This window comes from Streptomyces anandii JCM 4720 (assembly GCF_014650655.1).
Lineage (GTDB): Bacteria > Actinomycetota > Actinomycetes > Streptomycetales > Streptomycetaceae > Streptomyces > Streptomyces anandii.
On the sequence record NZ_BMVJ01000019.1, the window covers coordinates 2,910 to 23,517 of the forward strand.

The 20,608-nt window shown below is 70.9% G+C and carries 19 protein-coding genes, 5 tRNA genes and 1 pseudogene; 14 read left to right on the top strand and 11 right to left on the bottom strand.

Features of this window, described 5'->3' with window-relative positions; all coding sequences use genetic code 11:
* The 6 genes and pseudogenes from IE249_RS38670 to IE249_RS27510 form a co-directional block, all read right to left on the bottom strand.
* Positions 1-123 (bottom strand): annotated as a pseudogene (locus IE249_RS38670) (roadblock/LC7 domain-containing protein); the annotation flags it as partial.
* Positions 95-3,352 (bottom strand): sensor histidine kinase, encoded by a 3,258-nt coding sequence (locus IE249_RS27490; RefSeq protein ID WP_189708967.1) that lies wholly within the window; start codon positions 3,350-3,352, stop codon positions 95-97. The gene IE249_RS27490 and the pseudogene IE249_RS38670, both read right to left, overlap by 29 nt.
* A gap of 398 nt (positions 3,353-3,750) precedes the next feature.
* The gene (locus tag IE249_RS27495) at positions 3,751-4,326 is read right to left on the bottom strand and encodes a GTP-binding protein (protein WP_189708969.1); all 576 of its coding nucleotides are present in this window, start codon (positions 4,324-4,326) and stop codon (positions 3,751-3,753) included.
* Positions 4,307-4,705 (bottom strand): DUF742 domain-containing protein, encoded by a 399-nt coding sequence (locus tag IE249_RS27500; RefSeq protein ID WP_019058642.1) that lies wholly within the window; start codon positions 4,703-4,705, stop codon positions 4,307-4,309. The genes IE249_RS27495 and IE249_RS27500 overlap by 20 nt, the downstream gene beginning before the upstream one ends.
* 111 nt (positions 4,706-4,816) lie before the next feature.
* Positions 4,817-5,230 carry a roadblock/LC7 domain-containing protein gene (locus tag IE249_RS27505; RefSeq protein WP_003973453.1) on the bottom strand — a complete coding sequence of 138 codons (414 nt, stop codon included), beginning with the start codon at positions 5,228-5,230 and terminating at the stop codon, positions 4,817-4,819.
* 9 nt (positions 5,231-5,239) lie between these two features.
* Positions 5,240-8,977: a sensor histidine kinase gene (locus IE249_RS27510; protein WP_189708971.1), complete on the bottom strand. Its 3,738-nt coding sequence runs from the start codon at positions 8,975-8,977 to the stop codon at positions 5,240-5,242.
* A gap of 614 nt (positions 8,978-9,591) precedes the next feature.
* Here IE249_RS27510 and IE249_RS27515 point away from each other — a divergent pair.
* The 3 genes from IE249_RS27515 (at position 9,592) to gltX (ending at position 12,235) form a co-directional block, all read left to right on the top strand.
* Positions 9,592-9,780, top strand: a complete 189-nt coding sequence (locus IE249_RS27515; protein ID WP_189708974.1) for a hypothetical protein — start codon at positions 9,592-9,594, stop codon at positions 9,778-9,780.
* A gap of 192 nt (positions 9,781-9,972) precedes the next feature.
* Positions 9,973-10,758 (top strand): fumarylacetoacetate hydrolase family protein, encoded by a 786-nt coding sequence (locus tag IE249_RS27520; protein ID WP_189708976.1) that lies wholly within the window; start codon positions 9,973-9,975, stop codon positions 10,756-10,758.
* Positions 10,751-12,235 carry a glutamate--tRNA ligase gene (gene gltX / locus IE249_RS27525; protein ID WP_189708978.1) on the top strand — a complete coding sequence of 495 codons (1,485 nt, stop codon included), beginning with the start codon at positions 10,751-10,753 and terminating at the stop codon, positions 12,233-12,235. The genes IE249_RS27520 and gltX overlap by 8 nt, the downstream gene beginning before the upstream one ends.
* 60 nt (positions 12,236-12,295) lie before the next feature.
* Here the strand turns inward: gltX and IE249_RS27530 are convergent, their stop codons facing one another.
* Positions 12,296-12,580: a type II toxin-antitoxin system RelE family toxin gene (locus IE249_RS27530; protein WP_189708980.1), complete on the bottom strand. Its 285-nt coding sequence runs from the start codon at positions 12,578-12,580 to the stop codon at positions 12,296-12,298.
* A gap of 41 nt (positions 12,581-12,621) precedes the next feature.
* Between IE249_RS27530 and IE249_RS27535 the strand changes: the two genes are divergently transcribed.
* The 6 genes from IE249_RS27535 to IE249_RS27560 all read left to right on the top strand — a co-directional run bounded on the left by IE249_RS27535 (position 12,622) and on the right by IE249_RS27560 (position 13,929).
* Positions 12,622-13,356: an HAD family hydrolase gene (locus IE249_RS27535; protein ID WP_189708982.1), complete on the top strand. Its 735-nt coding sequence runs from the start codon at positions 12,622-12,624 to the stop codon at positions 13,354-13,356.
* Positions 13,357-13,450: 94 nt separating this feature from the next.
* Positions 13,451-13,522 (top strand) — tRNA-Gln (locus tag IE249_RS27540).
* A 38-nt stretch (positions 13,523-13,560) separates the two neighbouring features.
* A tRNA-Glu gene (locus tag IE249_RS27545) sits at positions 13,561-13,633 on the top strand.
* Between the two features lie 29 nt (positions 13,634-13,662).
* Positions 13,663-13,735, top strand: a tRNA-Glu gene (locus IE249_RS27550).
* Positions 13,736-13,756: 21 nt separating this feature from the next.
* Positions 13,757-13,828: transfer RNA gene (locus IE249_RS27555), tRNA-Gln, on the top strand.
* A gap of 28 nt (positions 13,829-13,856) precedes the next feature.
* Positions 13,857-13,929 (top strand) — tRNA-Glu (locus IE249_RS27560).
* A gap of 44 nt (positions 13,930-13,973) precedes the next feature.
* On the opposite strand, the gene IE249_RS27565 is transcribed toward IE249_RS27560, so the two are convergent.
* Positions 13,974-14,618 (bottom strand): MerR family transcriptional regulator, encoded by a 645-nt coding sequence (locus tag IE249_RS27565; RefSeq protein ID WP_189708984.1) that lies wholly within the window; start codon positions 14,616-14,618, stop codon positions 13,974-13,976.
* Between the two features lie 88 nt (positions 14,619-14,706).
* Between IE249_RS27565 and IE249_RS27570 the strand changes: the two genes are divergently transcribed.
* Positions 14,707-15,225 (top strand): DUF4188 domain-containing protein, encoded by a 519-nt coding sequence (locus IE249_RS27570; protein ID WP_189708986.1) that lies wholly within the window; start codon positions 14,707-14,709, stop codon positions 15,223-15,225.
* Between the two features lie 80 nt (positions 15,226-15,305).
* On the opposite strand, the gene ndgR is transcribed toward IE249_RS27570, so the two are convergent.
* Positions 15,306-16,022 (bottom strand): IclR family transcriptional regulator NdgR, encoded by a 717-nt coding sequence (gene ndgR, locus IE249_RS27575; RefSeq protein ID WP_028425251.1) that lies wholly within the window; start codon positions 16,020-16,022, stop codon positions 15,306-15,308.
* A 188-nt stretch (positions 16,023-16,210) separates the two neighbouring features.
* On the opposite strand from ndgR, the gene leuC reads away from it, so the two are divergent.
* The 4 genes from leuC to IE249_RS27595 all read left to right on the top strand — a co-directional run bounded on the left by leuC (position 16,211) and on the right by IE249_RS27595 (position 19,505).
* A complete protein-coding gene (gene leuC, locus IE249_RS27580; protein ID WP_189708988.1) occupies positions 16,211-17,638 on the top strand; it encodes a 3-isopropylmalate dehydratase large subunit in 1,428 nt (475 codons plus the stop codon).
* Between the two features lie 6 nt (positions 17,639-17,644).
* A complete protein-coding gene (gene leuD, locus IE249_RS27585; RefSeq protein ID WP_189708990.1) occupies positions 17,645-18,238 on the top strand; it encodes a 3-isopropylmalate dehydratase small subunit in 594 nt (197 codons plus the stop codon).
* A 264-nt stretch (positions 18,239-18,502) separates the two neighbouring features.
* Entirely contained in the window at positions 18,503-18,733 is a 231-nt protein-coding gene (locus tag IE249_RS27590; protein ID WP_112469683.1) for an SCO5555 family protein, read from the top strand.
* 136 nt (positions 18,734-18,869) lie between these two features.
* Positions 18,870-19,505: an HU family DNA-binding protein gene (locus IE249_RS27595; protein WP_189708992.1), complete on the top strand. Its 636-nt coding sequence runs from the start codon at positions 18,870-18,872 to the stop codon at positions 19,503-19,505.
* Between the two features lie 160 nt (positions 19,506-19,665).
* Here IE249_RS27595 and IE249_RS27600 read toward each other — a convergent pair whose 3' ends face one another.
* Complete coding sequence (locus tag IE249_RS27600) at positions 19,666-19,869, bottom strand: hypothetical protein (RefSeq protein ID WP_189708994.1); 204 nt, start codon at positions 19,867-19,869, stop codon at positions 19,666-19,668.
* A 9-nt stretch (positions 19,870-19,878) separates the two neighbouring features.
* Positions 19,879-20,517, bottom strand: a complete 639-nt coding sequence (cofC, locus tag IE249_RS27605; protein WP_189708996.1) for a 2-phospho-L-lactate guanylyltransferase — start codon at positions 20,515-20,517, stop codon at positions 19,879-19,881.
* Positions 20,518-20,608: the final 91 nt, after the last annotated feature.

Genomic DNA, 20,608 nt, shown 5'->3' on the forward strand with positions numbered 1-20,608 from the left:
GACCACCACCGTGTGGGACACCCCGGGGGTGTTGTCCACGAAGTTGGTGATCAACCAGTTCAGGTTCTGTGCCGCCTGGCTCATCGGGCTCACACTAACGCTCCTGGTTGTAGGTGCTGTCAGGACCGAAGCCCTGGCCGTTCTTGTCACTTCCTGCGCTGCGTCCCCGCTGGACGCCCCGGCGCAGGTTGCTCAGCCTGCCCCTGACGTCCTCGGGGGCGCGGGAGACCTGTGGGCCGCCCTGCGGGGTCGATGCCGCGGTGCCTTCGACCAGGTTGGCCTTGGGCACCCGCCGCGGCAGGCCGGAGGAGGTCACTCCGCCCGCCTTGGGCTTCCGGAGCTGCGAGGCCTGCTGCCAGCGCTCGTCGTTCTGCGAGCGCCAGCCGCTGTCGCCGTTGCTCTCCGGAGTGGGGGCCGGCGCTTCCTGGCTCACGTGCCGCGCGCCGTTCGTACCGCTCGCGATGGATCCGCGGCGGGGCAACCCGGCGTCGGTCAGCTGGTGGCCCGCGGAGGGGGCCGGCTCCGGACGGTCGAAGCCTACGCTTTCCCCGCCGTTCACGTCAGTGGCCTGTGCGGATTCCGCCTCGGGAGCGTACTGGTCCGGGTAGCCGTTGCCGTACGCGTCCTGCTGCGGCCAGTCGTCCTGGTAGCCCCGCTCCTGGAATCCGGAGTACGCCTGGGCGGACCCGGCGGGGGCCTGCGTCTGCTCCTCCCGCGCGGGCTCGGCGTACGCCGGGTCGGGGTAGCCGCCGCTGGCGCCCGGGGAGTAGGCGCCGTTCTGCGGCAGGCCGCCGTCCTGGGCGTAGTAGGCCGGGTCGTACGACTGCCGGCCCTGCTCGTCGTAGCCGCCCTGCTGCTGGTCGTACGCCGGCCGGGGCTCGTCGTACGCCGTCTGCGGGTCGTAGGCCGCGCCCTGCTCCGGGAAGCCCGTCTCGCCGCCGTCGTACGCCTGCTGCTGCCCGGTGGACTCATCGCCGTACGCGGGGGCCTGGGCGGCCTCCTGGCCGGGCTGCGGGTGAGACTGCGCCTCCAGGGCGGCCCGGCGCTCCTCGCGCATCAGCGAGCGGCCGACCGGGTCCAGCTCCCGGATGTCGTCGGGAACCTCGTAGCGGCTGTCGTCGAAGCCCAGCTCGGCGGCGGTGCGCAGCGGCTGCTGCTGGGGCGAGCCGAAGTTCTCGCCCTGGAACTGCTGCTCCGGGATGATCTGGGAGACCGTGAACTCGTCGCGGTCCAGTGCCTGCTCGCCGCCGCCGCCGTGGGTGATCGCGTCCGGCAGCATGACCAGCGAGGTGGTGCCGGCCTGCTCGCCCGAGGGGCGCAGCTGGACGCGGATGCCGTGCCGGTCGGCCAGGCGGCCGACCACGAACAGGCCCATGCGCTGGGAGATCGCCACGTCCACGGTGGGCGGGTTGGCCAGCTTGTGGTTGATGTCCGCGAAGTCCTCGGCGGTCAGGCCGATGCCCTTGTCGTGGATCTCGATCATGACCCGGCCGTCGGGCAGGCGGGTCGCGGTGACGCGGACCTTGGTCTGCGGGGAGGAGAACGTGGTGGCGTTCTCCAGCAGCTCGGCCAGCAGGTGCACGAGGTCGGTGACGGCCCGGCCGTGGATCTCGGCCTCGGGGACGCCGGACAGCTCGATGCGCTCGTACTGCTCCACCTCGGAGGAGGCGGCGCGCAGCACGTCGACCAGCGGGACCGGCTGGTCCCAGCGGCGACCGGGCTCCTCGCCGGCGAGGACCAGGAGGTTCTCGCCGTTGCGGCGCATGCGGGTGGCCAGGTGGTCCAGGCGGAAGAGGTTCTCCAGCTGGTCCGGGTCGGCCTCGTTGTTCTCCAGGTCGGTGATCAGGGTCAGCTGGCCCTCGATCAGCGACTGGTTGCGGCGCGAGAGGTTGGTGAAGATCGCGTTGATGTTGCCCCGCAGCAGGGCCTGCTCGGCGGCGAGCCGGACGGCCTCGCGGTGGACCTGGTCGAAGGCGCGGGCGACTTCGCCGATCTCGTCGGTCGAGGTGATCGGGATCGGCGCGACCCGGGTGTCGACCCGGCCGGGGTCGGTGCGCGAGAGCTGGTCGACCAGCATCGGCAGGCGCTGCTCGGCGATGCCGAAGGCGGCGTTGCGCAGCTGGCGCATCGAGCGGCTCATCTGGCGGGCCACGAGGCCGGCCAGGATGAACGCGGCGAGCAGGGCGATCAGGACGACGGCGCCGGTGATGATCGCCGACTGCTTGGCGTCGTCGGCGATGCCGGACGCCTCGTTCACCGCCTTGTCGGCCATGTCCGACTCGATGGTGCGGTAGGCGTTGAACTTGAGGGTGTTGACCGCCCACCAGTTCTGCGCGGTGATGCCCTTCTCGGCGAGCGCGGCGCGGTAGGCCGGGTCCGTGCCCTTGAGGGTCGCCAGCGCGCTGACCATCTTGGTGGGGTCCGACGGCGGGGCCACGTAGTTCGGGTCCTTGGCCTTGGCCTGCTGGACCATCGACGCGGCCTGGGCCTGGATGTCCTTCTTCTCCGCGTCCAGCCGGTCGGCGTCGGCCTGGGTGCCGCCGCCGATGTACTCCTCGGAGGCGATGCCCTCCAGGTAGGCGTACGAGGACAGCGCGACCCGCTGGCTGGCCAGGTTGCCGGCGTCCGGGCCGGGCTTGACCAGGATGTGCATGCCGATGGACCGCTCCAGCGACAGGGCGGCCTTGGTCAGCGACATCGCGTAGACGGTGCGGCCGTAGGAGGTGATGTTGCCGGTGCCCAGGCCCAGCTCGTTGGCGAACTCCATCAGCGGGTGGGCGACCTTGACGTAGCCCTCCTCGGTCTGCACGCCGGTCAGCTTGGAGGTGTAGGCGGCGGCGCGCAGGGCCTGGAGCTCGGGCTCGGCCTCGCGGAACAGCTTCAGCCGGCGCTCGAGGCCGGACTTGTTCGGCATGTTCTTGGCCGCCGCGTCGAAGGCGGCGGCGGCCTTGTCGGTTCCCTGGCGGGCCTGGGTGACGGTCGAGTCGTTCTGGCCCTTGCCCTGCAGCAGGGGGGCCGCCGTGACGTCACGCTCGTTGTAGAGGGCGTCGGCGTAGGTCAGGGAGGCGCGCACCAGGCGCGCGGTGTTCTCCGCGTCCTGGGCGTCCTGCCAGGTGTCGATCGAGCTCTTGACCTGGAAGCCGCCCATCACGAGGCCGACCAGCACGGGTATGAGCAGGATCGCGTTCAGCCTGGTCGGCACCCGCCAGTTGCGCGGAGAGAAACGGCCGCCGCTCGAGGCGGGAGCGGCCGTCGGTTCCGACCCGGGCACATGTGCGGGCGCCGCTCCGCGCGGCGGCGGGGTGAAGTTACCCCGGGCCGACGGCTCGGGGCCGTTCTTGCTTCGCCTCACTCGACCAACAACCTCTCGGCGGTCGGCACCTACGTTGTGCCGCAGTTTCTCAGAGCCCAGAAGACCTCGACGAGGAGTACGTCCTTGACTACTGGGCAGTTCAGGCATTCCAGCACGTCAACATGCGCTCTTCCAAACACTCGGAAGCGATGAATCCGAGTGATGTAAGCCCCAGATAAAACGGTCATAAAGAGCGAGCGGCGTCAAAAGGCGGGGCGGTCGTGCGCGCAGCGGCACCGAATGTGCGCGACGCGTGGCCATACCACCCGATTCCTCTGCCGAAACGTTATGAACACCGGGGCCGGCCGTGTCAAAGGACACAGCCGGCTCCGGTGCATCTACGACAACTGCCGTAGGGCATTGCCGACTTGGGTGCTATGTGAAACGTGTCCGGGGTGTTACCTCAGACGAGCCATCAGAGCGTGTTCCACCAGCGTGATCAGGGTGGACTTGGCGTCCGCGCGGTGCCGGGCGTCGGTGGTGATGATCGGGGCGTCCGGGCCGATCTGGAGCGCCTCGCGGACCTCGTCCGGGTTGTACGGCTGCTGGCCGTCGAAGCCGTTGAGGGCGATGACGAACGGCAGGCCGCTGTTCTCGAAGTAGTCGACCGCCGGGAAGCAGTCGGCCAGGCGCCGGGTGTCCACGAGCACCACCGCGCCGATGGCCCCGCGGACCAGGTCGTCCCACATGAACCAGAACCGGTCCTGGCCGGGCGTGCCGAACAGGTAGAGGATCAGGTCCTGGTCGAGCGTGATACGGCCGAAGTCCATGGCCACCGTGGTGGTGGTCTTGTCCCCGGTGTGGGTCAGGTCGTCGATGCCCGCCGAGGCGGATGTCATGACGGCCTCGGTACGCAGCGGGTTGATCTCCGAGACGGCGCCCACGAACGTGGTCTTGCCCACGCCGAAGCCACCCGCCACCACGATCTTCGCGGAAGTGGTCGCCCGGCTTCCGTCAGAGCTTGCGAAGTCCACTGAGCACCCTTTCGAGCAGCGTCACATCAGGCGCGCCGCCGTTGTTCTCGTCGCCGCCCGGCTGGTGGATGGCCACCAGGCCGGCCTCGGCGAGGTCCGCGACGAGGATCCGCGCCACACCGAGCGGCATGGCCAGCAGCGCCGACACCTCGGCGACCGACTTCACCTCGCGGCACAGATGGCAGATCCGCTGGTGCTCCGGGAGCAGTCCCATCAGCGCTGCCGGGTCGGCCGTCGTGCTGATCAGCGCCTCGATGGCGAGCTGGTAGCGCGGCCGGGTCCGGCCGCCGGTCATCGCGTACGGACGGACCAGCGGCTGGTCGCCCTCGTCCCCGTACGGCTCGGCGTACGGATCATGAGAGGCGGTGGGCGGGGTCATGAATCCTCCGGGCGGGACAGCAAGTCGTTCGGGCGAGCCGTCTGACGGGGCCGGTGGGGGGATTGTGGCGGCCGGACGGTGATTTGGTGAGACGGGTGGTACCGGGGCCTGTCAGTGGAGCAGACTGCCCTGTAGTTCGGCGCGCAGGTCGGGCGTGAGGACCGCGCCCGCGCGGTCGACGAGCAGCGCCATCTCGTAGCCGACGAGGCCGATGTCGCACTCGGGGTGCGCGAGCACGGCCAGGGACGAGCCGTCCGAGACGGACATGAGGAAGAGAAAACCGCGTTCCATCTCGACGACCGTCTGCGCCACGTTGCCGCCCTCGAAGATCCGGGATGCCCCGGCGGTCAGCGAGGTGAGGCCGGACGCGACGGCCGCGAGCTGGTCGGCCCGGTCGCGGGGAAAGCCTTCGGACATCGCCAGAAGGAGTCCGTCGGCGGACACCACGACGGTGTGGGACACCCCGGGGGTGTTGTCCACGAAGTTGGTGATCAACCAGTTGAGGTTCTGTGCCGCCTGGCTCATCGGGCTCAACTAACGCTCCTGCTGGTGAGTGGGGCTCGGGAAGCCGCCCGTCTGACCGTTGCCGGCCTGACGGCCCTGTGCGATGCCCCTACGGAGATTGGTCAGCCGGCCGCGTACGTCGTCAGGCGCACGCGAGACCTGCGGACCGCTCTGGTGCTGTTGCTGCTGAGCCGTGCCCGGGACGAGGTTCGCCCGGGGCACCCGGCGCGGCAGGCCGGAGGTGGTGACTCCGCCCGCGGCGGGCTGCCGTACGCGCTCGGCCTGCCGGACGAGGTCGTCGTTCGGCGAGCTGCGCCACGCGGCGGAGGCGGCGGTCCGCTGGGGACCGGTGGGGGTCTGCGGTGCGGCAGGAGCCTGCTGCTGCGGGGCCGGCGCGCTCGGCTGCTGCTGACGGCCACCGCGGAACCAGTTGGTCTCCAGGGTGTCGTACAGCGGCGTCCGTCCGTCGCCGGGGCCCGTGGCCGGGGGAAGCGCCTCGGGCTCCTGACGGGCGGGACGCTGCGCGGCCGGCGGGCGGCGGTCGCCGAAGTCGGCGGGACCGCCGGGCTGCGGCCGCTCGAACTGGCCGGTGGACGACGGGTCCTGACGGCCCGGCAGGGCGTGCCGGCCGGTGGAGCTCGGGTCGTAGCCGGGCTGGGCGTACTGGCCGGTGGAGCCGTTGTCGTAGGCCTGCGGGGCCTGCGCCGCCGGGAACTGGCCGGTGGAGGAGGCGTCGTACGCCTGCGGAACCGCGAACTGGCCGGTGGCCGCCGGGTTCTGCGAGGCCGCGCCGAACACGTCGGAGCGAACGTACGGGCCCTGGTCCTGCGCGTCGGGCGCCGGGTACTGGCCGTTGTCCCGGCCACCGGCCTGGCGCTGGGCGTCGTAGCCGGAACCGGGTATCGCCGGCATCTCCGTCGTGGCGCCGGGGCCCTGGCGGTCGTCGACGCGCGGCATGCGCGAGGTCTGCGCCGGGTCCTGCTCGTCGTGGCCGCGCGGGGCGTCCATCTGGGCGCGGCCCTGGGAGTTGTCGCCGGCCCAGCCCGCGGTGCGCGAGGGGCCGTTGCCGCCGGGCAGCTCCGCGCGGGCTCCGTCGCGCGGCGGCAGCTGCCGGTCCTGGTCGCCGCCGCCCGCGCGCTGCGGGGGCACGGCGCCGCGGGCGCCGCCGAAGGTGTCCTGGCGGCGGGTGTCGCCGAAGTTCTGCTGCGGCGCCGGACGCTGACCGTCGTTGAAGCCCTGCGGGGCGCCCGTGCCGCCGGACTGCAGGCCCTGCGGCGCACCCGGCGCCTGGCCGCCGAAGCCGGCTCCGGCGCCCGTGGGGGCCTGCCGGCCCTGCTGCGACTGCGCCGGACCCTGCGGCCCGCGTGCACCGGGGCCGCCCTGGCGGCCGCCGTTGCCGGGCAGCGCGGCCCGCGCACCCTGACCGGCGCCCACCTGCCCGCGCGGAGCGGAGCCGGGGCCGAGCCGGCCCGCGCCGCCCGCGCCGAGCGGGCCACCGCCCGCCTGGCCGTTCTGCCGGCGTGCCGCGGCGGCGCCCGCGGCGGCCTGCGCCGCCGCCGGACCGCCCGTGGACGGGGCGCCGGGCTTGCCGCCGGCCGGCTTCTTGCCGCCCTGGGCGACGTCCACCGGCAGCATGACGAGGGCCGTGGTGCCGCCGGAGTCCGACGGGCGCAGCTGGATGCGGATGCCGTGCCTCTGCGAGAGGCGGCCGACCACGAACAGACCCATGCGGCGGGAGACGGAGACGTCCACGGTGGGCGGCGAGGCGAGCCGCTCGTTGATCGCCGCCAGGTCCTCGGGGGAGAGGCCGATACCGGTGTCGTGGATCTCGATCAGTACGCGGCCGTCGGGCAGCGCGTGACCGGTGACCTTGACCTTGGTCTGCGGGGAGGAGAAGGAGGTCGCGTTCTCGAGCAGCTCTGCGAGCAGGTGCACGAGGTCGTTGACGACGCGGCCGGCGACCTCGGTGGTCGGCACCGCGGCCAGTTCGATGCGCTCGTACTGCTCCACCTCGGAGGCGGCGGCGCGGAGCACGTCGACCAGCGGGACCGGGCGGGTCCACCGGCGGCCGGGCTCCTCACCGGCGAGGACGAGGAGGTTCTCACCGTTACGGCGCATGCGCGTCGCGAGGTGGTCGAGCTTGAACAGCGAGGACAGCTGGTCCGGGTCGGCCTCGCGGGACTCCAGCTCGGAGATCAGCGACAGCTGGCGCTGGATCAGACCCTGGGAGCGGCGCGAGAGGTTGGTGAACATCGCGTTGACGTTGCCCCGCAGCAGGGCCTGCTCGGCGGCGAGGCGGACCGCCTCGCGGTGCACGTCGTCGAAGGCCGCGGCCACCTGGCCGATCTCGTCCCGGGAGTGCACACCGACCGACTCCACGGACGTGTCCACGTCCTGCGGGTCGGACTCGGACAGCTGCTTGACCAGCTCGGGCAGGCGGTCCTGGGCGACCCTGGTGGCGGTCTCCTGCAGTCGGCGCAGCGAGCGGATCATGGAGCGGGCCACGACGAAGGCGCCGACCAGCGACACGCCGAGGACGAGGAGGATCAGGGCACCGGAGACGATGGCGTCGCGCTCGGTGGCGCTGCGCAGCTCGCGGGCCTTCTGCTCCATCTCCTCGAGCAGCGTGTGCTCGATCTTCTTCATCTGCTCGATCTTGGTCGAGCTGTCGTCGACCCAGTCGCGGTAGGACCGCTTGTCGAGCGAGGCCAGACCGTCCTTGCTGTCCAGGACGCGCTTGGCGTACGTGTCCGCGGACAGGATGGTCGGGTTGCCCTCCTCGATGGGCTTGATGAGCTCCTCGGCGCCGTCGCCGTAGATGTTGCGGAAGCTGCTGAGCTCGGAGGTCTGGCTCTCCAGCGCCGAGTCCGCGTACAGGCGGTCGTTGTCGGAGAGGTGGCCCGGCTCGGTGTTGTTGGCGGGCAGGGCCGCGGCGATCACGGCGCGCTGGACCGACGCGTACTCCTTGGCGGAGGAGAAGGCCGACAGGGCGCGAGTGCGCTGGATCATCTGCGGGTTGCTGGTCGCCTCGGCCATGTCCTGGGAGAGGGCGAGCAACTCGGTGATGAGGTGGTGGTAGGCCTCGACGGTCTGCGTCGAGTTGTCCTCCGCCTGGTAAGCGTTCTTGCGGATCTTGCTCAGGCCGTTGAGCTCGCTGGCCAGACCGACCAGGGTGTCCCGGACACCCTGGAGGTTGCCGTTCTTGCTGGCGCTGTCGATCTCCTCGGAGGCCGACAGGAAGTTGTCCCGCGCGCGGTCCGTCTTGTCCTGGTAGCCCTTGACGGTGATGGCGCTCGCGCTGGAGGGGTGCGCCAGCGGGCCGGCCGACTGGTCGCGCTCCTCCTGGAGCGCGGCCGCCAGCTCGGTGGCCTGCTTGGTCATGTCCGTCAGCAGCTTCATGTTGTCGAGCTGCTGGATGTCGTCCATGTTCTGGCTGATGCGCAGCGCGCCCAGCGAGGTCGCCGCGACCACGGGGAGCGCGAGCAGCGACACCAGGCGCGTGGAGATGCGCCAGTTGCGCAGCGCCAGGCGCGAGCCGGGGCCCACGGGGCCTTGGGCCTTGGGCGGCTTCACCACCGGAGCGGGGCTCGGCGACGCCTGCGTACCGGACGGGCCGGACGCGCCGGGGCGGCCGGCGCGCTCAGCGCCGTCACCGGACGGGCCGGGGCCCTGGTTCTGGGCGTGCTGGGGCGAGGAACCGCGGTCGGTCCCGCCGTGCGGCTCCGGCTCCGCCGAAGCGCTGCCATCCCTCTTGAAACGTCCCTGCACTAGCGTCGCAACCTCTGGACCAGGCGCCCCTCCGCGCGAGCGGAAGGACGGTGTCGGCGTCGTGAGAAGCGTCCTGAACACACTTCCCGTGGTGGTCGTGAGTGACCGGCGCTGGCTCCCCCTTCTCGCCGCCATTCGGCGCTGCGTTGCGCCCCCTGCGCGCCGGCTCGATCCTGCGGCGGTCCGTGGCATTCCAGCACAGTGCCGGATCTCCAACAAGGCATGTGGGCCATGCTGTGACCTCCGTGACACGCCGTGAGTGACGGGTTACGGGATGTGGAAAGGGATCTCTCCCATAAAGGACATATGGCTGCGATCCATTGAGTCGCTCGGGGTGTCCCGCGGGTGTCCCAGTCGCCATGATCAGGAGCGGAATGGAGGCTTCAGGGGGTTAATGTCCCCATTCGTCACAGCGCAATGCGACCGACAAATGTCCGCTTTGTCAATGCGGCCGTGAGCAAACTCACACGGAGATCACGGGCTCTTCACGTCTTCGGCCGGGAATTGAATGTTTAGCCTGACGCTTTACAGAGATGGCAAATCCGGCAACCCGCGCCCGCGCGGGGCTCCAGCGGCCCTCGCGGCGCCCGTACACGACAAGGTCTCGTACAACCGTGAAGACGACGATGATGTTCCGCAACATAGCCAACCCCCGCCGCACGACCCTCGCCCACCTCGAGGACGCGGAAGCGCTGCAGACGCCGGAACAGCCGGAACACTCCGTCATCCTCCCCACCCAGACCGCCAACCCCAGGCGCACCGTCCTCATGGAGGTCCCGGTCACGGCCTCCGTCGCGGAGTAGTACGCACACCGGACGCCGGATGCTCACAGTGAGCCCGAGGCGGATGAAGAAGATCAGGGGCGCCCCGCGGGACGGGGCGCCCCTTTCGCCGTCCTTCGCCGTCCGCGCCGCAATGCGCGAGGTCCGGGGCGCCCGCCGCGTTAGCCTGGAGCGTCAGACTCCAGCCAGTTCAGTCAAGGGGCCAAGCAACCCGTGCGCATCGCCAGGTTCTCCATCGACGGGAACGTAGCCTTCGGCGCGGTCGAGGGCGACAAGCCGGACGAGCTCGTCCTCGACATCATCAAGGGCATCCCGTTCGCGGACTTCGAGCTCTCCGGCACCAAGGTGCCGCTCGCCAAGGTACGGCTGCTGCCGCCGGTGCTCCCCAACAAGGTCGTGGCCTTCGGCCGCAACTACGCGGAGCACGCGCGCGAGCTGGGCAACGAGGTGCCGGACGCCCCCTTCGCCTTCTTCAAGCCGTCCACCTCCGTGATCGGCCCCGGCGACGAGATCCGCTACCCCTCCTTCTCGGAGGAACTGCACCACGAGGCCGAGCTGGCCGTGGTGATCGGGCGGATGTGCCGCGAGGTGCCGCGCGACCGCGTCAAGGACGTGGTCCTCGGCTACACCTGCGCCAACGACGTCACCGCCCGGGACGTGCAGCGGCGCGAGAAGCAGTGGGCGCGGGCCAAGGGCTTCGACACCTCCTGCCCGCTGGGCCCCTGGGTGGAGACGGACCTCGATCTGGCCGCCGCGTCCGACCTGACCGTCCAGCTCACCGTCAACGGCGAGCAGCGGCAGCTGGCCCGCACGAGCGAGATGATCCACCCCATCGAGGATCTGATCGTCAACATCACCGAGGCCATGACGCTGCTTCCCGGCGACGTGATCCTCACGGGCACCCCGGCAGGGGTCGGCCCCCTGAACGTCGGCGACGAGGTCGCCGTCACCATCGAAGGCATCGGCACTCTCACCAACAAGGTTGTCAAGCGTGGCTAGCGCACCCGGCTCCCCCGTACGCGTCCGTTTCTGTCCCTCGCCCACCGGTAACCCCCACGTGGGCCTGGTCCGCACCGCCCTGTTCAACTGGGCGTTCGCCCGGCACCACCAGGGCACCCTGGTCTTCCGCATCGAGGACACCGACGCCGCCCGCGACTCCGAGGAGTCCTACAACCAGCTGCTCGACGCGATGCGCTGGCTGGGCTTCGACTGGGACGAGGGCCCCGAGGTCGGCGGCCCCCACGCGCCGTACCGCCAGTCGCAGCGCATGGACATCTACAAGGACGTCGCACACAAGCTGCTGGAGGCCGGTCACGCCTACCACTGCTACTGCTCCCAGGAGGAGCTGGACAGCCGCCGCGAGGCCGCCCGCGCCGCCGGCCGCCCCTCCGGGTACGACGGCCACTGCCGCGACCTCAGCGCCGCCCAGGTCGAGGAGTACGAGGCGCAGGGCCGCGCCCCGATCGTCCGCTTCCGCATGCCCGACGAGCCGATCACCTTCACGGACCTGGTCCGCGGCGAGATCACGTACCTGGCGGAGAACGTCCCGGACTACGGCATCGTCCGCGCCAACGGCGCCCCGCTCTACACGCTGGTCAACCCGGTCGACGACGCCCTGATGGAGATCACCCACGTCCTGCGCGGCGAGGACCTGCTCTCCTCCACCCCGCGCCAGATCGCCCTCTACAAGGCGCTGACCGAGCTGGGCATCGCCAAGCGGACCCCCGAGTTCGGCCACCTGCCGTACGTGATGGGCGAGGGCAACAAGAAGCTCTCCAAGCGCGACCCGCAGTCCTCGCTGAACCTCTACCGCGAGCGCGGCTTCCTGCCCGAGGGCCTGCTCAACTACCTGTCCCTGCTCGGCTGGTCGATCTCGGCCGACCAGGACATCTTCTCCGTCGAGGAGATGGTCGCGGCCTTCGACATCGCGGACGTGAACCCCAACCCGGCCCGCTTCGACCTGAAGAAGTGCGAGGCGATCAACGCCGACCACATCCGGATGCTGGACGTGAAGGACTTCACCGAGCGCTGCGCGCCCTGGCTGAAGGCGCCCTTCGCGCCGTGGGCCCCTGAGGACTTCGACGAGTCCAAGTGGCAGGCGATCGCCCCGTACGCCCAGACCCGCCTGAAGGTCCTGTCCGAGATCACGGACAACGTCGACTTCCTCTTCCTCGCCGAGCCGGTCTTCGACGAGGCGTCCTGGACCAAGGCGATGAAGGAGGGCAGCGACGCCCTGCTCCGCACCGCCCGCGAGAAGCTCGAGGCGGCCGACTGGACCTCCGCCGAGTCCCTCAAGGAGGCCGTCCTGGCCGCCGGCGAGGCCCACGGCCTCAAGCTCGGCAAGGCCCAGGCACCCGTCCGCGTCGCCGTCACCGGCCGCACGGTCGGCCTGCCCCTCTTCGAGTCCCTGGAGGTCCTGGGCAAGGAGAAGACCCTGGCGCGCATCGACGCGGCGCTGGCGAAGCTCGCCGCCTGACCCGCCACACACGAGAAGGGGCGGCCCCGGAATCCCCGGGGCCGCCCCTTCTCGTACTGTCTACTGGGCGTCGGCCTCATCGATCAGGTAGGCGCTCTCCTCGAAGATCTCCAGTACGACGACGACCATGATCGCGCCGGCCACCATGTACTCCAGCATGACGCCGGGAGGCACGTATGCCTTGCGCAGGTGCTCGTCAGGGCCGAGCTGGGCAGTCGCGGTCTTACGGAACGGGTCGCGGGCCAGTATGCGGACGGCCCTGTCCAGCTGGGTCTGGCGCGAACCGGGCAGGCTGTCGTACGCCGCGCGTGCCTCGACGGTGAACTGGATGCGGTACTCGCTCATGGCGACCGGTCTGCCAGCCGTTCGGCGGTACCGTCGGTGGCATGACGATCCGGGCCGTCCTGTGGGACGTCGACGACACGCTGTTCGACTACACCTCGGCCGACCGGGCCGGGATGCGGGCGCACCTGGTGGCCGAGCGGCTGCTGGAGCGGTACGGGAGCGTCGAGGAGGCGCTCACCCACTGGCGGCGCACCACCGACACGCAGTGGGCGCGGTTCTCGGCCGGCGAGGTGACCTTCGAGGAGCAGCGGCGGGACCGGGTGCGGGTCTTCCTGGACCGGCCGCGGCTGACCGACGCCGAGGCCGACGCCTGGTTCGACCGCTATCTCGGCCACTACGAGGCCGCCTGGGCCCTCTTCCCGGACGTGCTGCCCGTGCTGGACGCGCTCGCCGTCAGCCACCGGCACGCCGTGCTGTCCAACTCCAGCGTCACCGTCCAGGAGCGCAAGCTGCGCGCGCTCGGCGTGCGGGACCGTTTCGAGGTGCTGCTGTGCGCCGCCGAGCTCGGGGTGTCCAAGCCCGAGGCGCGGGCGTTCCACGCGGCCTGCGACGCCCTGGAGCTGGCCCCGCACCAGGTCGCGTATGTCGGCGACCACCCGGACATCGACGGGCGGGGCGCCGCCGAGGCGGGGCTGCTGTCGGTGTGGATCGACCGCGACGGCGTCCACACCGCCCCCGAGGCGGGCGCCGCTCCGCACCGGATCGCCTCCCTCGCCGAACTCCCGGCGCTCCTCGGCGCCGATACCCGTTTTGGAGCCCCGTCCACCTTCGGGTAATGTTCTTCCTGCGCCGCCGGGAGCGGGCCGGAAGGCCTGAAACCCGACAGGCGCACTACTAGAACAAGAACCCCCCTCGGGGCTTGCGTTCCAGTGGCCTATGGTGTAATTGGCAGCACGACTGATTCTGGTTCAGTTAGTCTTGGTTCGAGTCCAGGTAGGCCAGCTCGCAGAGCTCATCTGCACCGCGGATCACATCCGCAAGCCCCCGTTGTGTAGCGGCCTAGCACGCTGCCCTCTCAAGGCAGTAGCGCCGGTTCGAATCCGGTCGGGGGTACGCATCCCAGGAGCGATCCAGGGATCAGGGCCCCCGTTGTGTAGCGGCCTAGCACGCCGCCCTCTCAAGGCGGTAGCGCCGGTTCGAATCCGGTCGGGGGTACTGACTGGTCTAAACCATCATTGGTCTATGGTGTAATTGGCAGCACGACTGATTCTGGTTCAGTTAGTCTTGGTTCGAGTCCAGGTAGACCAGCTCGGACCTGCGGAAACGCAGAGTCCACGCCCCCGTTGTGTAGCGGCCTAGCACGCCGCCCTCTCAAGGCGGTAGCGCCGGTTCGAATCCGGTCGGGGGTACGACATCGAAGGGCCCTCCCCCAGGGGAGGGCCCTTCGGCGTGCTCACTCGAAGCCGTACCGCCGGGCCGACTCCTCCTCCTGCGCGAGCCGGCGCAGCGCCAGCAGCATCGGCTCGGCGAGCACCGCCCCCAGCACGGCGATCTCCACCCGCTCCGCCTCGGAGGGGTACGTCTCCACGAAGTCCAGGTCCAGCACGGCGGCCCGGTGCATCAACCGCGCGTACGGCTCCATCCGTTCGGCGCCCCAGTCGTGCCCGAGTCGCCGGAACGCCGCCACCGCCACCACCAGTGAGCGGTAGGCCGGGGAGATGGTCACCAGCGCCTTCGCGTTCGACCAGCCCAGGGTGTCCAGGAGTTGATCCACCTCGTCCCGGGCGGCGCGCACGTACGCGTCCTCCGTGTCCGGCTCCGGCATCTGCGGCAGTGCCCACAGGGCCGCGCCCATCCGGATCGTACGGCCCAGGGACTCGTCGTCGACGTGCCCGAGCACCTCCCGCACGGTCGCCACCGGCAGCCGCCCCACCTGGATCAGCGCGCGCACCAGCCGCAGCCGGCGCAGGTGCTCCTCGTCGTAGTCGGCGGTGGTCGCGTTGACCTGCCTGCCGGGCGCCAACAGCCCTTCCCGCAGGTAGTACTTGATCGTCGCGGTGGACACACCGCTGCGCTCGCTCAACTCGGCCAGCCGCATCTCTTGCGCCCCTCCTTGGTAAGTGCCACTATCCAACCATCAGCCGCATGGATAGTGTCGCTATCCGACCAAGCCGTAGGGGGTTGCCGTGTTCGCGAAGCCGGTACGGGGTCGTACGACCGCGGACGCCGAGGGCGATGTGGTGGTCCTGCTCATCGGGATGCGGATCAACCACTTCTGGGCGGTGCACCAGTGGCTGCCGGTCATGATGGCGATGCCCCGCATGCTGAGGGAGCTCGCGCGCGACCGCGGCCGCGGTCTGCTGGGGTACGTACTGCTGACGGCCTCGCCGCGGACGTACTACGTCGTCCAGTACTGGGAGTCCAAGGAGAAGCTGTACGCCTACGCGGCGTCGCCCGACATGTTCCACCACCGGGTCTGGGCCCTGATCAACCGCAGGGAGCGGGAGGGGAAGGTGCGCGGCCACGTGGGCCTGTGGCACGAGGCGTACGTGGTGCCCGAGGGGTCGTACGAGTCGATCTACGCCGACATGCCGGCCTTCGGCCTCGCGGCGGCCCACGGACAGGTGCCGGTCGAGCGCCGGGGACGGGCCGCCAAGGACCGCTTCGCGCACCGGTCGGCGAAGGCGGCGCGGGAGGCGAACTGACCCCGGAGCCGGGGGGAGGGGGAGCGGGGGAGGGCCTGCCGCGGCGTTGAGGCGGACCCTCCCCGGTGACGTGTGCCCGGTCAGCCCGAGCGGCGCAGCGCCTCGGAGAGGCGGGCGGCGGCGTCGATGACCGCCTGGGCGTGCATCCGGCCCGGGTGGCGCGTCAGGCGCTCGATGGGGCCGGAGACCGAGACGGCGGCCACCACGCGGTTGGAGGGACCGCGCACGGGCGCGGAGACGGACGCGACGCCCGGCTCGCGCTCGCCGATCGACTGGGCCCAGCCGCGCCGGCGCACGCCCGACAGCGCCGTCGCCGTGAAACGGGCGCCCTGCAGTCCGCGGTGCAGGCGCTCCGGCTCCTCCCAGGCCATCAGGACCTGCGCCGAGGAGCCCGCCTTCATGGTCAGCGTGGAGCCCACCGGGACCGTGTCCCGCAGGCCGGACAGGCGCTCCGCCGCCGCCACGCAGATGCGCATGTCGCCCTGGCGGCGGTAGAGCTGCGCGCTCTCGCCGGTGACGTCGCGGAGGTGGGTGAGCACCGGGCCGGCGGTGGCGAGCAGACGGTCCTCGCCCGCGGCCGCGGCCAGTTCCGCCAGGCGAGGGCCGAGAATGAACCGGCCCTGCATGTCGCGCGCGACCATGCGGTGGTGTTCCAGGGCCACGGCCAGCCGGTGGGCCGTGGGTCGTGCCAGTCCGGTGGCCGCGACCAGACCCGCGAGGGTGGCCGGACCGGACTCCAGGGCGCTCAGGACAAGGGCTGCCTTGTCCAGGACGCCGACGCCGCTACTGTTGTCCATGCAACGATACTTGCGTCTCACTCTGTGAAACGCAAGTTCAATTTTCCGTGGAACACGCCACCCTTGAAGACACAACGGCTCGTGGACCGGCGGGCCGGCGGCGGCTGCCCGGCTGGGGGGTTCGGGCTCCGCTCCTCAAGATCTCTAGTTGGGCCGGCGCGCTGTCGCGTTCGGCCGGAGGGAAAGCGATGGGTAGGACACTCGCGGAGAAGGTCTGGGACGACCACGTCGTCCGGCGCGCCGAGGGCGAGCCCGACCTCCTCTTCATCGATCTGCACCTGCTGCACGAGGTGACCAGCCCCCAGGCCTTCGACGGCCTCCGCAAGAGCGGGCGCGGTGTGCGCCGGCTCGACCTGACCATCGCCACCGAGGATCACAACACCCCGACCCTCGACATCGACAAGCCCATCGCGGACCCGGTCTCCCGCGCCCAGCTCGAGACGCTGCGCAAGAACTGCGCGGACTTCGGTGTCCGGCTGCACCCGCTGGGCGACGTCGAGCAGGGCGTCGTGCACGTGGTCGGCCCCCAGCTGGGCCTGACCCAGCCCGGTACCACCGTCGTCTGCGGCGACTCGCACACCTCCACGCACGGCGCCTTCGGCGCGCTGGCGTTCGGCATCGGCACCTCCCAGGTCGAGCACGTGCTGGCCACCCAGACGCTGCCGATGGCCCGCCCGAAGACCATGGCGATCACGGTCGACGGCGAGCTGCCCGAGGGCGTCACCGCCAAGGACCTGATCCTGGCGATCATCGCCAGGATCGGTACGGGCGGCGGCCAGGGCTACGTCCTGGAGTACCGCGGCTCCGCCATCGAGAAGCTCTCGATGGAGGCCCGCATGACCATCTGCAACATGTCGATCGAGGCCGGCGCCCGCGCGGGCATGATCGCCCCCGACGAGACCACCTTCGCCTATCTCAAGGGCCGCCCGCACGCCCCCGAGGGCGAGGACTGGGACGCGGCGGTCGAGTACTGGAGGACGCTGCACACCGACGACGACGCCGAGTTCGACGCCGAGGTCGTCATCGACGCCGCCGCGCTGGCCCCGTTCGTCACCTGGGGCACCAACCCCGGCCAGGGCGCGCCGCTTTCGGCGTCCGTCCCCGACCCGGCTTCGTACGAAGACGCTTCGGAGCGCCTGGCCGCCGAAAAGGCCCTGGAATACATGGGGTTGGAGGCCGGCCAGCCGCTGCGCTCCATCCAGGTGGACACCGTCTTCGTAGGCTCCTGCACCAACGGCCGCATCGAGGACCTGCGTGCCGCCGCTGACCTGCTGCGGGGCCGCAAAGTCGCCGACGGCGTACGGATGCTGGTCGTGCCCGGCTCCGCGCGGGTGGGCCTGCAGGCCGTCTCCGAGGGCCTGGACGTGGTCTTCAAGGAGGCCGGCGCCGAATGGCGGCACGCGGGCTGCTCGATGTGCCTGGGCATGAACCCCGACCAGCTGGCCCCCGGCGAGCGCTCCGCCTCCACCTCCAACCGCAACTTCGAGGGCAGGCAGGGCAAGGGCGGCCGCACCCATCTGGTGTCGCCGCAGGTCGCCGCCGCCACGGCGGTCCTCGGTCACCTGGCCTCCCCGGCCGACCTGTCCGCCGACGCCCCCACGCCCGCTGGAGTCTGAGAGATCATGGAAGCCTTCACCACCCACACCGGCCGGGCCGTCCCGCTGCGCCGCAGCAACGTCGACACCGACCAGATCATCCCCGCCCACTGGCTCAAGAAGGTCACGCGTGACGGGTTCGAGGACGGGCTGTTCGAGGCCTGGCGCAAGGACCCCGAGTTCGTGCTCAACCGCCCGGAGCGGCAGGGCGCCACGGTCCTGGTGGCCGGCCCCGACTTCGGCACCGGCTCCTCCCGCGAGCACGCCGTCTGGGCGCTGCAGAACTACGGCTTCAAGGCCGTGATCTCCGCGCGCTTCGCGGACATCTTCCGGGGCAACTCGCTGAAGAACGGCCTGCTCACGGTGGTCCTCGACCAGAAGATCGTGGACGCGCTGTGGGAGCTCACCGAGAAGGACCCGCAGGCCGAGGTGACCGTCGACCTGGAGGCCCGCGAGGTGCGCGCCGCGGGCATCACCGCCTCCTTCGAGCTGGACGAGAACTCCCGCTGGCGGCTGCTGAACGGGCTGGACGACATCTCCATCACCCTCCGGAACGAGGCCGACATCGCCGCGTACGAGGCCGGGCGCCCGTCCTTCAAGCCCCGCACCCTGCAGGCCTGATCCACTCGGCCGGAGGCAGTCGAGTTTCGGCCACCGAGAAGTGCCGCCGTACCCCCGATCACCCCGATCGGGGGTACGGCCTTTTTTTGGCCCCGGGACTCCGGTGCGCCGCCGTGCGTGAGGCCAACTGCCCAGGTTAGGAAGGTTGTTGCCGGGGCACCCGCGTCCTTGGGACCCGGTCGGCGGATGTCTCAGGAAGGCGGTCCACGGCGGCAGTTGCCCCCAGCGCAGGCGACAACTCGCCCCAGATGGCACAATCTGTGCATGGACAACGACGGCCAACTCGAGCTCTATACGGCGGTCGCGGCCCAACTGAAGGAAGCGCACGCAAGAGTGCGCGCACTGCAAGTCCCGGAGGGCGTACGGATGGCGCTGACCCGGAAGCTGCTGGTCATTACGGCCGCGGCCAAGCACGATCTCGCCGGTGCGACAAGGCGTCTGGAGCGGTTCACGGCAGACCTCGACGAGGGCCGAATCCCCGGTGAGGAAGGCTGAACAGCCCGAGACCGTCGAGTCCGTTGCGGCACAAGGGTGATTAGCCCGTTTCGTGTTTGATTTGCGGTATATATCTGCCTAACGTGCGAAAAAGCCTGAACACTTTCGTTCCGGCGAGGTCTCCGAAGGGGAAGACGTGAACAAGGCGCAGCTCGTAGAAGCGATTGCCGACAAGATGGGCGGCCGCCAGCAGGCCGCCGATGCCGTCGACGCCGTCCTGGACGCCATCGTCCGCGCGGTCGTCGGGGGCGACCGGGTCTCGGTCACCGGCTTCGGGTCCTTCGAGAAGGTGGACCGTCCCGCCCGCTACGCCCGCAACCCGCAGACGGGTGAGCGGGTGCGGGTCAAGAAGACCTCCGTCCCCCGCTTCCGCGCCGGCCAGGGCTTCAAGGACCTGGTGAGCGGCTCGAAGAAGCTCCCCAAGAACGACATCGCGGTCAAGAAGGCCCCCAAGGGCAGCCTGTCCGGCCCGCCCGCCACGATCGCCAAGGCGGTCGGCAAGAAGGCCGCGGCGAAGAAGACCACCGCGGCGGCGAAGAAGACGGCCGCGAAGAAGACCACCACGGCGAAGAAGACCACCGCCAAGAAGACGGCGCCGACCAAGAAGACCACGGCCGCCGCGAAGAAGACCACGGCCACCAAGGCGACCGCCAAGAAGACCGCGGCCAAGAAGGCCCCGGCGAAGAAGGCGACCGCCAAGAAGGCCCCGGCCAAGAAGTCGACCGCCCGCAAGACCACCGCGAAGAAGACCACCGCGCGCGCCGGCAAGTAGGTGCCGGCGGACACAGGGGTACTCACGCGCCGGGCCGGACTCCCTGGGGAGCCCGGCCCGCGGTGTGTCCGGGGGACCGCAAGGGCCCGCCCACCGGGTTCAGAACGTCACTGCCGGCCTCAGAAGGTCACTGCCGGACGGGCAGGATCTCCCGCCGGGTTCAGAAGGTCTGCAGCGTCACCAGAGTGACCCGCAGGCCGTCCCCCGAGCCCTCGGTCTCGATCCGCACCCGCTGCCCGGGCCGCAGCAGCCGCAGACCGCCCGCGTCGAACGCCGGCGCGTCGAAGGGCACCGGGGTGCCGTCGTCGAGCAGCACCTGCCCGCTGCGGCTGACGGGGTCGTACGTGTACGCGGTCGCCTGCATGAGCGCAGCCTACTGCCCGGGGATCAGCAGCCGCGCGGCCGCAGCCGCCGTCCGCGGCCCCACCCCGAGGGCCAGCGCGGCCCGCAGATCCTCCCCGGTGTCCACGTCCTGGCGTACCGAATCCACCCCGGCGAGCCGCAGTTCCACCGCGCCCGAGGCCCGGTGGCGGGCCCGGGAGCCGGTGCCGAACGCCGGACGCAATTCACCGCCGGAGGTCGCGGCCAGCAGGGTCGTACCCGTTCCCGCCGCGTCCGCGAGAAAAGCGCGCGGGAATTGCGCGGCCGCTCGGAGAACTCTCGCCAATTCCATGGACCGCAGCGCGGGGAGATCGGCGTTCAGCGCCGCCACGGGACTTTCGGGACGCGACGCCCCGGCGTGTGCCGCGCCGTGCGCGAGGGCGGCGTTCAGGCCCGCCCGCGGCTCGTCCGCGACGATCCGGGCGCCCAGCGCCGCCAGCTCCTCTCCGGCCAGCGCGTCGTCCGTGACGACCGCCACATCCCCGACCGCCGGGCAGGCCAGCGCGGCCGCCACGGTGTCCTGGGCGAAGGCGAGGGCGAGGCCCGGCCGCACCCCGTCCCCCGCGGTGTCCGAGAGCCTGCTCTTGGCCCGGCTCAAGGGCTTCAGGGGGATGACCAAGGTCCACTGCACGCGCGTTTCGTCCCTCTCTCGTCCCGGACATTCTCCCCCGGGCCATCGGGCGCCGCCGAGGCCGGGGCGTACGGTGTTCTCGACAGACCGG